Source organism: Neisseria shayeganii (assembly GCF_014054965.1).
In the GTDB taxonomy this organism is placed as follows: domain Bacteria; phylum Pseudomonadota; class Gammaproteobacteria; order Burkholderiales; family Neisseriaceae; genus Eikenella; species Eikenella shayeganii.
In genome coordinates, this window is the sequence record NZ_CP059567.1 from 1674177 (window position 1) to 1687732 (window position 13556).

At 59.0% G+C, this 13556-nt stretch carries 13 protein-coding genes, 1 other RNA gene and 2 pseudogenes; 4 read left to right on the top strand and 12 right to left on the bottom strand.

The window, feature by feature from the left end:
- Positions 1–38: 38 nt before the first annotated feature.
- The 4 genes from H3L94_RS08205 to H3L94_RS08220 all read right to left on the bottom strand — a co-directional run bounded on the left by H3L94_RS08205 (position 39) and on the right by H3L94_RS08220 (position 2094).
- On the bottom strand, positions 39–689 hold the full coding sequence (locus H3L94_RS08205; RefSeq protein ID WP_182121622.1) for an NAD(P)H-hydrate epimerase: 651 nt from the start codon (positions 687–689) through the stop codon (positions 39–41).
- 55 nt (positions 690–744) lie between these two features.
- Positions 745–1149 (bottom strand): VOC family protein, encoded by a 405-nt coding sequence (locus H3L94_RS08210; RefSeq protein WP_009118391.1) that lies wholly within the window; start codon positions 1147–1149, stop codon positions 745–747.
- Positions 1150–1276: 127 nt separating this feature from the next.
- Positions 1277–1498, bottom strand: coding sequence for a hypothetical protein (locus H3L94_RS08215; RefSeq protein WP_009118392.1), 222 nt, complete (start codon positions 1496–1498; stop codon positions 1277–1279).
- Between the two features lie 8 nt (positions 1499–1506).
- On the bottom strand, positions 1507–2094 hold the full coding sequence (locus H3L94_RS08220) for a C40 family peptidase (protein WP_182121623.1): 588 nt from the start codon (positions 2092–2094) through the stop codon (positions 1507–1509).
- A 115-nt stretch (positions 2095–2209) separates the two neighbouring features.
- Between H3L94_RS08220 and H3L94_RS08225 the strand changes: the two genes are divergently transcribed.
- Positions 2210–3883 (top strand): ABC1 kinase family protein, encoded by a 1674-nt coding sequence (locus tag H3L94_RS08225; protein ID WP_182121624.1) that lies wholly within the window; start codon positions 2210–2212, stop codon positions 3881–3883.
- On the opposite strand, the pseudogene H3L94_RS12575 reads toward H3L94_RS08225, so the two are convergent.
- The 4 genes and pseudogenes from H3L94_RS12575 to H3L94_RS08240 all read right to left on the bottom strand — a co-directional run bounded on the left by H3L94_RS12575 (position 3849) and on the right by H3L94_RS08240 (position 6445).
- A pseudogene (locus tag H3L94_RS12575) lies at positions 3849–4021 on the bottom strand (lipoprotein signal peptidase). The gene H3L94_RS08225 and the pseudogene H3L94_RS12575 sit on opposite strands and share 35 nt — an antisense overlap.
- Before the next feature lie 193 nt (positions 4022–4214).
- A complete protein-coding gene (gene hpnC / locus H3L94_RS08230; RefSeq protein WP_182121625.1) occupies positions 4215–5030 on the bottom strand; it encodes a squalene synthase HpnC in 816 nt (271 codons plus the stop codon).
- A 59-nt stretch (positions 5031–5089) separates the two neighbouring features.
- The gene (gene nfsA / locus H3L94_RS08235) at positions 5090–5827 is read right to left on the bottom strand and encodes an oxygen-insensitive NADPH nitroreductase (protein WP_182121626.1); all 738 of its coding nucleotides are present in this window, start codon (positions 5825–5827) and stop codon (positions 5090–5092) included.
- A gap of 195 nt (positions 5828–6022) precedes the next feature.
- Positions 6023–6445, bottom strand: a complete 423-nt coding sequence (locus H3L94_RS08240) for a hypothetical protein (protein ID WP_182121627.1) — start codon at positions 6443–6445, stop codon at positions 6023–6025.
- Positions 6446–6513: 68 nt separating this feature from the next.
- Here H3L94_RS08240 and H3L94_RS12580 point away from each other — a divergent pair.
- A pseudogene (locus H3L94_RS12580) lies at positions 6514–6755 on the top strand (ATP-dependent exonuclease).
- 80 nt (positions 6756–6835) lie between these two features.
- Here the strand turns inward: H3L94_RS12580 and ffs are convergent.
- The 3 genes from ffs to H3L94_RS08255 form a co-directional block, all read right to left on the bottom strand.
- An RNA gene (gene ffs / locus H3L94_RS08245) (signal recognition particle sRNA small type) lies at positions 6836–6933 on the bottom strand.
- 55 nt (positions 6934–6988) lie between these two features.
- On the bottom strand, positions 6989–8206 hold the full coding sequence (locus H3L94_RS08250; protein ID WP_182121628.1) for an RtcB family protein: 1218 nt from the start codon (positions 8204–8206) through the stop codon (positions 6989–6991).
- An 89-nt stretch (positions 8207–8295) separates the two neighbouring features.
- Positions 8296–9885, bottom strand: coding sequence for an RNA-binding protein (locus H3L94_RS08255; protein ID WP_182121629.1), 1590 nt, complete (start codon positions 9883–9885; stop codon positions 8296–8298).
- A 230-nt stretch (positions 9886–10115) separates the two neighbouring features.
- Here H3L94_RS08255 and H3L94_RS12585 point away from each other — a divergent pair, with 230 nt between their 5' ends.
- Together H3L94_RS12585 and rtcR are read left to right on the top strand one after the other, a co-directional pair.
- Complete coding sequence (locus tag H3L94_RS12585; RefSeq protein WP_244958888.1) at positions 10116–10334, top strand: ATP-dependent exonuclease; 219 nt, start codon at positions 10116–10118, stop codon at positions 10332–10334.
- A 335-nt stretch (positions 10335–10669) separates the two neighbouring features.
- Complete coding sequence (gene rtcR, locus H3L94_RS08260; protein WP_182121630.1) at positions 10670–12328, top strand: RNA repair transcriptional activator RtcR; 1659 nt, start codon at positions 10670–10672, stop codon at positions 12326–12328.
- An 18-nt stretch (positions 12329–12346) separates the two neighbouring features.
- Here the strand turns inward: rtcR and H3L94_RS08265 are convergent, their stop codons facing one another.
- The gene (locus H3L94_RS08265) at positions 12347–13447 is read right to left on the bottom strand and encodes a hypothetical protein (protein WP_182121631.1); all 1101 of its coding nucleotides are present in this window, start codon (positions 13445–13447) and stop codon (positions 12347–12349) included.
- Positions 13448–13556: the final 109 nt, after the last annotated feature.

Below are 13556 nucleotides of genomic sequence, written 5' to 3' on the forward strand. Positions count from 1 at the left end.
TCTATTATTTGTTGGGTGGCCGCGACGCAAGACAAAACTCAATCGATGCCGATGTCCAAACAGCACACCTCGCCGCAATAGTTTTTGCCGCTGGCGTGCACATGCGCGGGCTTGCAGGCGGCAAAGGCATAGGCATAGGTCAGGTCGGCGCAGAAGGTGTCGGCATCCGCCTCCGCAGTATCGCCGTTGAGGCCGGTGGGGATGTCGAGCGCCACTTTCAAACCGCGCATTTCGTTCATGCGGCGGCAGCATCCGGCCACCGATGCCGGCAAAGCGCCGCTGAAACCGGTGCCGAAAATGCCGTCGATCACCACATCCCGATCCGTGGTATGCAGGCTCTCCGGCAGGCTGTTGCCTACCGTCAGCTCCACGCCCGGCAAACCGGCCAAGCGGCGGCGGTTGGTTTCGGCCAAGTCCGACAAATCTTCGCCCAACACCAACCAAACCGCCACCCGCCAGCCGTTCTGCTGCAACACCCGCGCCATCACCAGGCCGTCGCCGCCGTTATTGCCTTTGCCGCACACAATCAGCGCGCGGCGGGCCTCAGGGCAGCGGCGCAGCAAATCCGCCGCCGCGGCCTGGCCGGCGTTTTCCATCAGTTGCAGAAACGGCGTGCCGGCCGCCACCGCGGCCTGCTCGCGCGCCCGCATTTGGGCGGCGGTATAGATTTTGACGCAAGGGGAAGACATTGGACGACTCCCAAACCGATTTCAAAAACACAGCAATCAGACAAATCTATTCAATTTATTCGCCATCAGGAGGCAGGCGGTAGGCCGCACACAGCTTATGCCCGTCCAAGTCACGCACATAGGCTAAGTAAACCTTGCCAAATGGCGGTGTGCGGATACCAGGGGCGTCTTCTATCGGTGTGGCACCCAAGGCAATGGCAGTATCATAAAATGCCTGCACCTGCTCAATAGAAGAGCAGGCAAAGCCGATGGTACTGCCGTTGGCCACGCTGGCCGGCTCGCCATTAATCGGCTCAGTAATACCCAAAAAGCCCGCGGCATGAAAATACAGCACCCGCTGTTGGCCGGTGGCATTTTGTTGGCGTTTGCCCTTGCCCACGCCGAGCACCGCCAACACGCCGTCATAGAAGGCTTGCGCACGGTCAATATCATTACTGCCGATGACTATATGGCTAAACATGGCTGACTCCTTAATCAATTCAGACTGGCTTGAAAATAGTAGATTCAACGGTGCTACAGGCTACCTGAAAACAGCCTGCTTTTCAGCTTTCAGGTAGCCTGCAACATCAAACCGCTTTGGGCAGAATTTATTCCGACGGCCGGTAGGGGTTTTCCACCGAGCGCACCAATTCCAGCAGAAATTCGCGTACCTGTGCTTCGCCGCAACCCATCAACAGCGCGTCTTCAAACGCATCCTGCGCCAGCTGGTAAAGCTCCTGCATGTTTTCGCGCATCACTTTCACCTTTTCGGTACACGACACAATCTCGCCGTTGTCGCCATACCATTTCGGCAGTTCGGGCATACTCATGCGGCGGCCTACTGGGTGAAGCGGCCGGAACGGCTGACGCGGCGGGCAGTGGCGTATTTGCTGCTCCAATAGCGGCTGCTCAGGCTGGTGATTTCGATGTCTTTGCCGGTGCGCGGGGCGTGGATGAAGCGGTCGTTGCCGATATACATGCCCACATGGGAAATGCGGCCGCCGCCGGCGGTGCGGAAAAACACCATGTCGCCGGGCTTCAGGTTGGCACGGTCCACCTGCTGGCCGACACGCGCCATTTCGGCCGATGTGCGCGGCAGGGTAATGCCCATGCTGCGGCGGAAGATGTATTGCATAAAGCCGCTGCAATCGAGACCTTGGGTGGGCGAATTGCCGCCGAAGCGGTAAGACACGCCGATCAGGCTCATGGCGTTCATGATCAGATCGCCGGCTTCGTCGGCCGGGGCGGCAGACTGCTGCGGCGCGGGAGCGGAAGATGCCGGTGCCTGGCTGCTGCCGGTACGCTCGCGGATCAGCCTGTCCAGCGCATCGCTGTCCAAGCCTTCGGGCGCCGCCCAAGCCGAGACCGACCAGCCGAGTAGGCAGACGGTGAGGGCCCAGCGGCCTATTTGTTTTATCCGATTCATCGATACTGGGTTTCCATTTTCGCGCCCCTGGCCGGAACGCTTATGTTATGCTGTGTGCCGTTTGCACAGATGCCGGCATGACGCCGGATTTGCTTTTTACTTTCGACCGGTTGATATGATCAAACCTGCTTTCTCCGCCATGGGCGACATCGGCCGCCTGCGCCAAATCGTTGCCATTCTGGCCCGTCACGGCCTGGGCGAATTCATCCGCCGCATCAAACTGAACCATGCGTCCTGGTTCGGCCGGGAAGAAGCGGAAGCCGCTGCGCAAAATGCTTATCTGAGCACGGCGCGCCGCTTTCGGTTGGCATTTGAGGAGTTGGGGCCGACTTTCGTCAAGCTCGGGCAGATTCTGTCCACCCGCGTCGATATCTTCAATGCCGAATGGATTGAGGAATTCGAACAGCTGCAAAGCAATGTCAGCCCGATGCCGTTTGAGGAAGTGCGCGCGCTCTTGGCCAGCCAGCTGGGCCGCCCTTTGGAAGAAGTGTTCCGTTCTATTGATCCGCGGCCGGTGGGCAGCGCTTCGATTGCACAGGTGCACAGCGCGGTTTTGCACGACGGCAGCCGGGTGGCGGTGAAAGTCAAACGTCCGGATATCGAATCCACCATTCAGGCAGACCTGCGCATTCTAACCCATTTGGCACAGCTTATCGAATCGGAAATCGGCGAAAGCCGCCGCTACCACCCGGTGCAGATGGTGCAGTATTTTGCCAAAAGTCTGGCGCGGGAAACCGATTTATCGGTGGAATTGCGCTATCTGCAACGCTTCGAGGCCATCTGCCGCAACAATCCGCACGTCCGCATTCCCAAGGTATATGCCGAATACAGCAACCGCCAGATTCTGGTGCAGGAATTCATCGACGCCCCGCTGCTGAAAGACACCGACTGCAACGCTTTTTCCGCCGAAGAGCGCCATCTGTTGGCCTGCCGCGTGACCGACGTGCTGCTGGGCATGATTCTGCGGCAGGGCTTTTTCCATGCCGACCCGCATCCGGGCAACATCTTTATTTATCCCGGCCTCAACATCGGCCTGATCGATTTCGGCCTGGTCGGCCACCTCAACAGCGCCCGCCGCAACGAAATCATCGCCCTCATCGAAGCGCTGATGAACCGCGACCCCTTCGCCATGCAGTATGTGCTGGCCAACTGGGCGCAGGGCGAGCTGCCCGACGAAAACCTGCTCGGCGGCGACGTGATGGAAATGCTGCTCAACTACGAGCACACCGCCATGCGCGATTTACGCATCAGCCAGGTGATCAACGACATCACCCGCATCATGCGCACCCACGAGCTCACTCTGCCCGGCGACTTGGTGATGCTGTTCAAAACCCTGATCACCCTCGAAGGCGTAGTCAAACGGCTGGACGGCGATTTCGAGATGCTGGAGCACGCCAAGCCGATTGTGCAAAACGTGCTCAAACAGCGGGCTTCCCCGCAGCAACTCTGGCGCAAAACCCGCATCCACAGCCGTATGCTGGCCCAGCTCATCGACGATGTGCCGGAAAACCTGATGCGCCTCAACCGCCGCATCCAAAATGGCAAACTCAACGTCAACCTCGACCTCAAACGCCTGGACGACCTCAACCACCATCTCGACCGCGTGGCCAACCGCCTCACCATGGGCGTGGTGACCGCCGCCCTCATCGTCGGCTCCTCCATCGTGCTGTCCAGCAACACCGGCCCCAAACTGTTCGGCCTCTCCTTTTTCGGCTTCGTCGGCTATCTGCTGGCCTTCGCCAACAGCCTGTGGATTATTTGGTCGATTTGGCGCTCGGGCAAACATTAGGCTGAGACCTTTGCAAAACCTCCAGATGTGGATGCAGTTCAAGGCGTAGCAGCACAGCGAGTGCAGACATATCACACGATAGGCAAGCGAGCGAGCAGCACACAACGCAGAAATGCGCCGCAGATGAGGGTTTTGCAAAGGTCTCAGGCTACCTGAAAGCCCCATTCTCCACTTTTCAGGTAGCCTGATGCCCTGCTTTTCAGGTAGCCGCTTACCCCGACATACTTTACCGCCGGTTATGGACATTTAACGCGCATGAAAAAACCGAAGGCCAAAGCCTTCGGTTTGAGTATTCAAAGATGCACACGAGAAGGTAGGTCGCGGTTGCGATTCACTTCCTCAGCAAAGCCCGCTTGACCATCAGCCAGCCGTCTTTCACGCCCAAGGTCGGGCGTTGGCGGAACACATCGTAGCCGACGCCGTCGAGCTTCTGCAGAATCAGCTGCCCGCCCACCACAATCATGCGCAGTTCGAAGCCGATGCGGCCGGGCAGGGTTTTGCCCAAGGGCGAGCCGGCTTTCAGCATTTTGTGCGCGCGTTCGCATTGAAAGGCCATCAGGCGCTGAAAGGCGAAATCCACTTTGCCCGCTTCAATTTGCGCCTCGCTCACGCCGAAGCGGGCCAAATCTTCCTGCGGCAGATACACGCGCCCTTTCTGCCAATCCAAAGCCACGTCCTGCCAGAAATTGATCAGCTGCAAAGCGGTGCAGATGCCGTCGCTCTGGGCCAAACTGCGCTCGTCGGTTTGGCCGTAAAGGTGCAGCAGCAGGCGGCCGACCGGGTTGGCGCTGCGGCGGGCGTAGTCCACCAGTTCGCCGAAATGGGCGTAGCGGGTTTTCACCACGTCCTGCTCGAAAGCGGAGAGCAAGTCGTAAAACGGCACCAGCGGCAAGGCAAAAGGCTGCACCGCCTCGCGCTGCAGGCGCTGCATCAAAGCGGTTTGCGGCGTCTGTCCGGCGGCCATTCTGTCCAGCTCCGCGCGCAGGCCGGCCAGCTGTTCCAAGCGGGCAGACGCTTCGGCCTCGCCTTCGTCAGCCATGTCGTCGGCCGTGCGGGCAAAGGCATAAATGGCATGCACCGGGCGGCGCAGGCGGCGTGGCAGCGCCAGCGAACCGACGGGAAAGTTTTCATAATGGCCGACCGACATTGTTTTCCTTCCATCCGGCTTTCAGGTAGCCTGTGGGGCTACCTGAAAGCGTTTAGCATTTAGCGCTTGGCAAAACCGCGCTGCTGCAAAAACGGCAGAATGTGCGGGCGCACCGGCTTGGCCAGCGTATTGGCCACCTGTTTCTGCCAATCCAAATCCAAGCCGCTGCGCTGGCGGTAATACTCGGCCAATTCGGCGTTATAGGCCGCCAGCTCTTCCGGCGGACACAGCCGATAGCGGTTTTCGCTCACCAGGCTCGCCAAAGGCAGACGCGGACGGTATAGCGGTTCTTGGTCGGGATGACCCAAACACATGCCAAACAGCGGCACCACCGTGTCCGGCAGGCCCAACACCTCGGCTGCTGCCGCAATATCGTTACGCAGCGAGCCGATATACACGCCGCCCAAACCGAGAGATTCGGCCGCCAGCAGCACATTCTGCGCCATGATGCCGGCATCGACGGCGCCGATCAGCATCACTTCCGTGTAGTCCAACTGCACTTCCGGCACTTGCTGGCGGTGCTTGGTGTAGTCCATGCAGAACACCAAAAATTCAGGTGCTTCCAACACATACTTCTGCTGAGACGCAATCTGAAACAAGCGTTCGCGCACCGCGTGGTCTGTTACCCGCACGATGTGCACGCACTGCATAAAACTGGAAGAACTGGCCGCCCGCCCCGCTTCCAGCACCGCTGCCAACATTTCCGGCGACACCGGCTCGCCGGTGTATTTGCGGATGGAGCGGTGGCGGCGGATGGTTTCCAAAGTGGGGGCACTGGGCAATAAAGTTTCTGACATTTTTTCAATCCTCACAAAACAATCCAATCTTCAAGCCGGCGGCTGTAGGGCGTGTCGTCTTCCTGCCGGCGAAACGGTTTTTTCGCTTCGCCAGCCAAACCCGCCAACGCAGCCAGATGGGACATCTTGCCAGCCTGTTCTGCGTTCCCTTGGGGGATAAGGCCGCAGATGCGGGTTTTTCAAAGGTCTCAAGCCCTAAATTTCGCCGCGCGCTTCTGCCAAAGCATAGGCGGCATCCAATTGCCGCTGCACACTCATCGGCAATCCGGCGCGCGAATCCAGATAATGCTGCCGGTAGCCAGCCAAGCCGAACCAAGCCGTGCCGGCCAATGTGCTTTGCACCAACATCAGATGGCAAATGAAGTAAGCGCGGGAATCCGAAGCCCGATAGGCCGTCAATTCCACGGTTTCGGCAGGATAAAACGCCTGATCCGCCTCAAGCGACAGATAGCCGTTTTGCAGCATCATCACTTCTTTGAGCGCCGCAAAATGGCGCGCCGCCTCCATGCCGTAATCGGCGGCGGCAATGCGCCGCAACAGGGCATCATCGGCGGTGAGCACATCGGGAAACAAAGCTGGCGGGAACACCCGCCCGCGGGACGCTTGGCGCTTACCCATCGGCCGCCCGGCTTTCATCTGAAACAAAAGGCCGGCCACTATAACAGATGGCCGCAGCCGCTTAAAGCATGCAGCCCCTCCAAAGCTTGAGACCTTTGCAAAACCCCCATCTGCGGCGCATTTCTGCGTTGTGTGCTGCTCGCTCGCCTGCCTATCGTGTGATATGTCTGTCCCACGGGGATTCCTAGCGTTCACGCTCGCTGCGCTGCTACGCCTTGAACTGCATCCACATCTGGGGGTTTTGCAAAGGTCTCAGCCTGTTGCCGGCTCGCCGAAGCGCTGCGCCATTACCGCCCCACTTTTCAGGTAGCCGCAACCTTCAGCTGGCCGCAAAACACGGCAAACTGGCATACAAAAAGGCCGCTCCCAAAGGAGCAGCCTTCAAAATAGGGTGGCGAGCCAGAACCCCGGCACTGCTGAATCCGAGATGGGCTGCTTGCTTCCGCACCTGACCCCTTGTCCCAGACCATCATGCGGGGAGACCCGCCAAAGAAGCGCGGATTATACCCGGGCACTGCCGGTTTGACCAGCCTGTTTTCGGCCTCAGCCTTTCACGCACACCACCTGCTTGAGGGTATATACCACATCCACCAAGTCTTTCTGGGCGGCCATGACCGCATCAATGTCTTTATACGCCATCGGGATTTCGTCAATCACGCCGGCGTCTTTTCGGCATTCTACACCCTCGGTGGCGGCGATGTGGTCGTCCACGCTAAAGGTTTTTTTGGCCGCGGTGCGGCTCATTTTGCGGCCCGCCCCGTGGCTGCAGCTCTCGAAGCTCTCCGGATTGCCTTTGCCGCGCACGATATAGCTTTTCGCACCCATGCTGCCGGGAATAATGCCCAACTGCCCCGCCTTGGCCGACACCGCGCCTTTGCGGGTCACAAACACTTGCTGCCCGAAATGGGTTTCGCGCTGCACATAATTGTGGTGGCAATTGACGGCCTCCAAATGCGTTTCAAACGGCTTCGTAATCACGCTGCGCACCGCCGCAATCACACGGCTCATCATCACTTCGCGGTTGGCGCGGGCAAAATTCTGCGCCCACTCCACCGCTTCGCAGTAATCCTGAAAATACTGGCTGCCTTCTTCGAAATAAGCCAGATTTTGATCGGGCAGGTGCACATTATTGCGCTCGGCATCTTTCTTCGCCAATTCGATAAACAGGCTGCCGATGGCATTGCCCACCCCGCGCGAACCGGAATGCAGCATGATCCACACCGCCTGATGCTCGTCCAAACACAGCTCGATAAAATGGTTGCCGGTGCCCAAAGTGCCCATATGACGGTAGTTATTGGTGTTTTTCAACACCGGATATTTGGCGCAGATTTTGTCGAAACCGCTTTTCAGCGCCGCCCAAGCCACATCCGCTTCGTTGGGCGGCGTATCCCATGAGCCTTTGTCGCGCCCCATTTTTCTCGGTGTCAGGCCGTGCGGCACGGCGCGCTCGATGGCGCTGCGGACGGCAGACAGGTTATCGGGCAGATCGGCGGCAGTCAGCGTGGTTTTGCAGGCAATCATGCCGCAGCCGATGTCCACCCCCACCGCGGCGGGAATGATGGCGCGGTAGGTCGGCACCACCGAGCCCACGGTGGCCCCGATGCCGTAATGCACATCGGGCATTGCCGCGATGTGTTTGAACACAATCGGCATTTGCGCCAAATTGCGCAACTGCTGCTCGGCCGCCGCCTCCACCGGCACGCCTTTGGTCCACATTTTGATCGGCAAGCCGTTTTCGGTTTGTATTTCTTGGTAATTCATCTGTTTTCTCATTCCATATCTATATCAACACGGTCTTCAGTTGCGGGCTGGGTGCGCTGTTCAGGTAGCCTGTCAGGCTACCTGAAAGCCTATTGCACCGCCGGCAGGGCTGTGTTTTCGATTTCCGCCACCCAGCCGTCGGCGTGCATGCCGTGGCGGGCGAATTCGCCGATCAGGCCGAACACGCTGTCGGAGAAACCGCCGATATTCAGAATATCGCTCCGGTTCTGCGCTTGGGCGGTGGTATTGGGCTGGAGGTCGATGCACACCAGCTTGGCATGGGGGCAGCGTTTTTTCAAAACCGTCCATTCCTTCATCATGGACGTCCGCCCGCCCCAACGCTGTTCGCGGTCTGCCCAGCTTTCGTTGTCCGACACCATAATCAGCAAATCCACTTGGGCTTTTTCGCTGTTCAGTCTCGACAACGGCGCGCTGCACGCCGTGCCGCCGCCGCCGACAGCCGCCAGTTTTTCGGCATTGGTCATGATGCTGTCGCGCGGGTTGAGCCGCACATTAACCGTGACCATTTCAAACGGCAGCACCCTCGCCTGCGGATTGGCCCGCAATACGGCCGCCGACATCAGTGCCGCCACATCGATGCAGCGGGTCACTGTGGTGGCCGAACCGCGGCAGCCGCTCACCGGGCTGTGCATGGAGCCGGACATATCGGGGCACACCACCACCTTGCCGTCCAGCACCGGCACGTTTTGCACGGCAATTTCCATTGCATCCTGCAAGGCATCGCGGATGGCGGCGGGCAGCTGGTCGGAAGTTGCCTGAAAAGCGGTCAAAAGTTGGTAAGGCAGCACGCGGGCGCGGGCGATGGCGGCCGGATCGCGCAGTTTTTGCGCTACCTGTTTGATGTTAGCCTGCTTTTCAAACACACCGTGGCGATGAAAAGTGTTTAAACTTTGGCACACCTGCTGCCAAGAGCCATTACGGGCAATTTGCGCCCAATCGCCCTTGTTCAAAGGCAGAGCGGTGAGCATTTGGAAAGGCACCTCGGGCAGCGGGCCGCTGCGTTCGCGTTTGTAGGCCTCAAAAGCCCGGGTCAGCGGCGGCAGCTCGGCTGCGTCAAACGGCTTGCCGATCAACCAGGCAAACCAAGCCGCACGCCAGCTTTCCTGCGGTTTGGGGTGAACCATTTTCACGATATCGGCCAAAGAAGGCCGGTTGCCAATGGCAGCATTGAGCAGCTGCTTTTCATCGGCGGTGAGCAGCCAATGCTGGATCAGCTTTTTCGGACGCGAACCGAAAGACTGCCGCCCCACTGCGCCGCTGCGGATGATCTGCACGAAGTTGCGCAGCATCTTGCCGTTGTCCGCCACCCGGTCGAACACGCGGGCCAACATGGACACGTCTTTCTGCGCCAACACCGCCAGCAGCAAGGCGGGCATGTCTTTCATATAGGCTTTTTCGCGTGCATAGAGCGCGGTTTGGGCAATGAAATCTGCATCCAGCTGTGCAGCCAATTCGATGATTTGATTCAGCTGGTCTTCGGCATCGGCGTAATAGGTGTTGTTCAGGCAACCGGTGGCCGCCAGCTGGGCAAGCTGCTGCTTGGGCGTTAAAGCATAGGCCAAGCCGCCTGCTTGGTTGCGTGTATCGGCGGCGGCTTCTTGAAGGCTTTGGCCGCGCAAACGGTTTTTGATGGATTGAAACAAATTGCTGTTCGCCATATCGCTTTCCTTTCCGAAGCCGCCCGAACCTTCGGGCAGCCCCAACAATAAGTGGCGGCTAGGGGTGGCAAGACAGGTTTGAGGTTGCAGTCCTGCCGGCATCCGCCGAAAAAGAAGGTGCAACCAACAACTAAACTTGGAGAAATGAATCCACCGCTCTACCCTGCTGAGCCACTTTGCCTACCGGCAAAGGCGGGACTCGAACCCGCGACCCATGTAATTCCTCCGGCATTTGCCGGCCGCACCGAAAAGTCTCCCTCTCGGGAAGGCTGAGACCTTTGCAAACCCCCCATCTGCGGCGCATTTCTGCGTTGTGCGCTGCTCGCTCGCTTGCCTATCCAGATGATATGTCTGTCCCACGGGGATTCCTGGCGTTCACGCTCGCTGCGCTGCTACGCCTTGAACTGCATCCACATCTGGGGGGTTTGCAAAGGTCTCAGGCTACCTGAAAGCATGCGCAATCAGGCGGCCTGTTTATTCGGCGGCACGCCGCACAACAAGAATTGAAGAAATATTTCGCGCTCTATCCGATTGAGCTACTCTGCCATAGTGTGGCGGCAGAGACGGGACTCGAACCCGCAACCTCGAGCGTCCATAAGCTGTAATTCCTTCGGCATTTGTGCAGCGTGCCTGAAAGCCATATTGCAAGCGGCATGCCAAAGCAAAAATACACCGCAAAATTTCTTATAACAAAATGAATTTATTGTAAATAAATTTTCAAAAATATTTCTGACAATTTTTAGATATAATGAAAATCTATTTTTAAAGATATTTTTATAGAAATATGGATAGCAACAAAACGCGCGTGGTGATCAGCTTCATCGGCACCCAGCTGGATGCCGGCAAAGGCCACGGCCGCTGGCAGAAATGGCGGCCGAATGTGGCCATCGGGCAGCGCAGCAGCGTGCCCGTTGGGCGTATGGAGCTGTTTTATGCCGAAAAATACCGCGATTTGGCCGAGCTGGTGCAGGCCGACATTGGAGAATGCTCACCGCACACACAGGTAAACCTGGTGCCGATGGAATTGGATAACCCTTGGGATTTCAGCGAGGTTTACACCAAGCTGCACGCTTGGGCGGCAGCTTATGATTTTGATACCGAGCATGAAGAATATTGGACGCACATCACCACCGGCACCCATGTGGCGCAGATTTGCCTGTTTCTGCTGGTGGAAAGCCGCCAGATTCCCGGCGTGTTGCTGCAAACCGCGCCGCCGAAAAGGCAGCGGCAAAACATGCTGGAAGGCGATGTCGGCAGCTATGAGCTGATTGATTTGGATTTGGCCCGTTATGATGTGCTGGCCGAACGGCTGGCGGCGGTGCGCGCCGATGCCGTGCGCTATCTGAAAAGCGGCATTGCCACGCGCAATGCGGCGTTTAACCGCATGATTGCCGAAATCGAACAAGTGGCGCTCCATTCGCCTTCGCCGATTCTGCTCAGCGGCCCCACCGGCGCGGGCAAATCCATGCTGGCGCGGCGGATTTACGAATTGAAAAAAGCGCGTCATTTAATCGGCGGGCGGTTTGTGGATGTGAATTGCGCCACCCTGCGCGGCGACGGCGCCGCATCCGCCCTGTTCGGGCACAAAAAAGGCGCGTTTACCGGCGCGGCCGACAAACGCGAAGGCTACCTGAAAACCGCCGACTGCGGCGTACTGTTTCTCGACGAAATCGGCGAGCTGGGCTTGGACGAGCAAGCCATGCTACTCAAAGCCATTGAGGAAAAACATTTTTACCCGATGGGCAGCGACAGCGAAGTGCACAGCGATTTTCAATTGATTGCCGGCACCAACCGCGATTTGCGCCAAGAGGTGCGCGCCGGCCGCTTCCGCGAAGACCTGTTCGCCCGCATCAACGTCTGGCAATACACCCTGCCCGCGCTGGCCGACCGGCGCGAAGACATCGAGCCGAACATCGAACACCAGCTTGCCCTCGCCTCCCAAGACTTGGGCCGCGCCACCCGGTTTAACAAAGAAGCTTACGCCGCTTATCTGGATTTCGCCCTGTCGCCGCAAGCCTTATGGCGCGGCAACTTCCGCGACTTGGCCGCCAGCATCCTGCGGCTGGCCACACTTGCCCCGCAGGGGCGGATTCAAACCGAATCGGTGGAAGCGGAAATCGTGCGGCTGCAATGGCTGTGGGCAGACGAGGCAGGGCTTTCAGGTAGCCCGATGACGTCTTATCGCGGGCTACCTGAAAACGACTTGGCCGAATGGTTGGCCCGTAAAGGGCAAAACATCGAACAATGGGATCGTTTCGACATCATGCAACTGGAAAACGTATTGACCGAATGCCGCCGGCACAAAAACATGGCCGCAGCCGGACGGGCGCTGTTTAACGTGTCCCGCACCCAACGCGCCACCCCCAACGACAGCGACCGCCTGCGCAAATATCTGGCCCGTTTCGGCCTCTCGTGGCAAGACATTACTGGAGAGGCTACCTGAACACCGCGTGCCCGGCGGCTACAACGCCCCGGGCTCGATGTACGGCACCCGCCCGTCCGGCTGCTCGGCCTGTTGCGCATCGAACACCACGGTAAACAGCTCGCCGCCCGCCTCGATGCGCCGATACTCGGCCAACACCGGCAGCAGCGGATCGCGCTCGTGCAGGGCACACACCATATAGTGCCACGGTCCGCGGCGGCGTTCACGGTAAAGCGCGCGCAGCAGGGCGCGGAAAACATCCATATCATCGCCGGCCACCGCCACCAACGACACATAAAAATAAGGCAACATTCCGCCCGGCGCCGGCAAGGGATGATAAGGCGTGAGGCGGCATAAGGCGTTGTAAAACGGCTTGAGCCGACGCCAGGCGCCGCGATAGCCTTCCACATGAATCTGGCGGCTGGCATGCTGATCCCACGCAGCCAGCACACCGACAATCTCGCCGCCGCGGCGGGCAATCTGAAAATCTTCTATCTGCAAACCGCGCAAACGGCCGTTGTGCAAATCGGCCGGCCCGTAATGCGGGGCAAACTGGCGGCGCGCATGTTCGCGGTTGATAAAGGCGAACACTTCTTCTTCATCGCCCGAGCGCCCGCGTGCCAGCGTTACCCCGGCTACCTGAACGGCGGCTTTCGGCCACGCCAGCTGAATCATCGGCGTATGCACCCGCCCCTGCGGCAGATAATCGGGCAGGCCGGCACGGCGGGCGGCCAATATCGACAAAGCGGCGCGATTGTCTTGCAGAATCATGCTGGTATATACCGGCAACGGCCGGCCGGCTTGCTGTTGGCGCAGGAAATCATAGGCGCGGCGCAGGGCAAGGCCGTTGCGGTAAGCCGCTTCCAAGCGCAGGTCGGCCAGATAGCCGATGGTGCGCAATTCGCCGTTGAAATAGGCAGGAAAACGGAACAGCCCGCCCAAGCCGGCCAAACGCCCGCTGTCGGTGTCCACGCCTTTGTAGATTTCCGCCTCCGCGCCTTGGATGGCGGCCGCGGCAAAATAAGACGGCTCGCGCCGAAAGGTGAGCGAGATGGGGCCGTCCATGACATTGCGCCGCAACAGGGCGCGCAGTTCGGCATCGTCGGCTTCGGTGGCGGGGAAAAAACGGATACGGGTCATGCACGCAACGGGAAAGAGTGAAAAGCCCGGCCAGTTTACCGCAATGCCGATTTTGCCGCCTGCCCGGGCGTACGACTTTGGCGGTCAGCCAACCTGGCAAACCTGGCCG

What these genes read in the sequence shown, in the direction of transcription:
- H3L94_RS08255 (WP_182121629.1), bottom strand. Translation starts at nt 9,885, where the DNA reads ATGGCGAACAGCAATTTGTTTCAATCCATCAAAAACCGTTTGCGCGGC.
- H3L94_RS08215 (WP_009118392.1), bottom strand. Translation starts at nt 1,498, where the DNA reads ATGAGTATGCCCGAACTGCCGAAATGGTATGGCGACAACGGCGAGATT.
- H3L94_RS08265 (WP_182121631.1), bottom strand. Translation starts at nt 13,447, where the DNA reads ATGACCCGTATCCGTTTTTTCCCCGCCACCGAAGCCGACGATGCCGAA.
- hpnC (WP_182121625.1), bottom strand. Translation starts at nt 5,030, where the DNA reads ATGTCGGTCGGCCATTATGAAAACTTTCCCGTCGGTTCGCTGGCGCTG.
- rtcR (WP_182121630.1), top strand. Translation starts at nt 10,670, where the DNA reads ATGGATAGCAACAAAACGCGCGTGGTGATCAGCTTCATCGGCACCCAG.
- H3L94_RS08205 (WP_182121622.1), bottom strand. Translation starts at nt 689, where the DNA reads ATGTCTTCCCCTTGCGTCAAAATCTATACCGCCGCCCAAATGCGGGCG.
- H3L94_RS08220 (WP_182121623.1), bottom strand. Translation starts at nt 2,094, where the DNA reads ATGAATCGGATAAAACAAATAGGCCGCTGGGCCCTCACCGTCTGCCTA.
- H3L94_RS08240 (WP_182121627.1), bottom strand. Translation starts at nt 6,445, where the DNA reads ATGGGTAAGCGCCAAGCGTCCCGCGGGCGGGTGTTCCCGCCAGCTTTG.
- H3L94_RS08250 (WP_182121628.1), bottom strand. Translation starts at nt 8,206, where the DNA reads ATGAATTACCAAGAAATACAAACCGAAAACGGCTTGCCGATCAAAATG.
- H3L94_RS08210 (WP_009118391.1), bottom strand. Translation starts at nt 1,149, where the DNA reads ATGTTTAGCCATATAGTCATCGGCAGTAATGATATTGACCGTGCGCAA.
- nfsA (WP_182121626.1), bottom strand. Translation starts at nt 5,827, where the DNA reads ATGTCAGAAACTTTATTGCCCAGTGCCCCCACTTTGGAAACCATCCGC.
- H3L94_RS08225 (WP_182121624.1), top strand. Translation starts at nt 2,210, where the DNA reads ATGATCAAACCTGCTTTCTCCGCCATGGGCGACATCGGCCGCCTGCGC.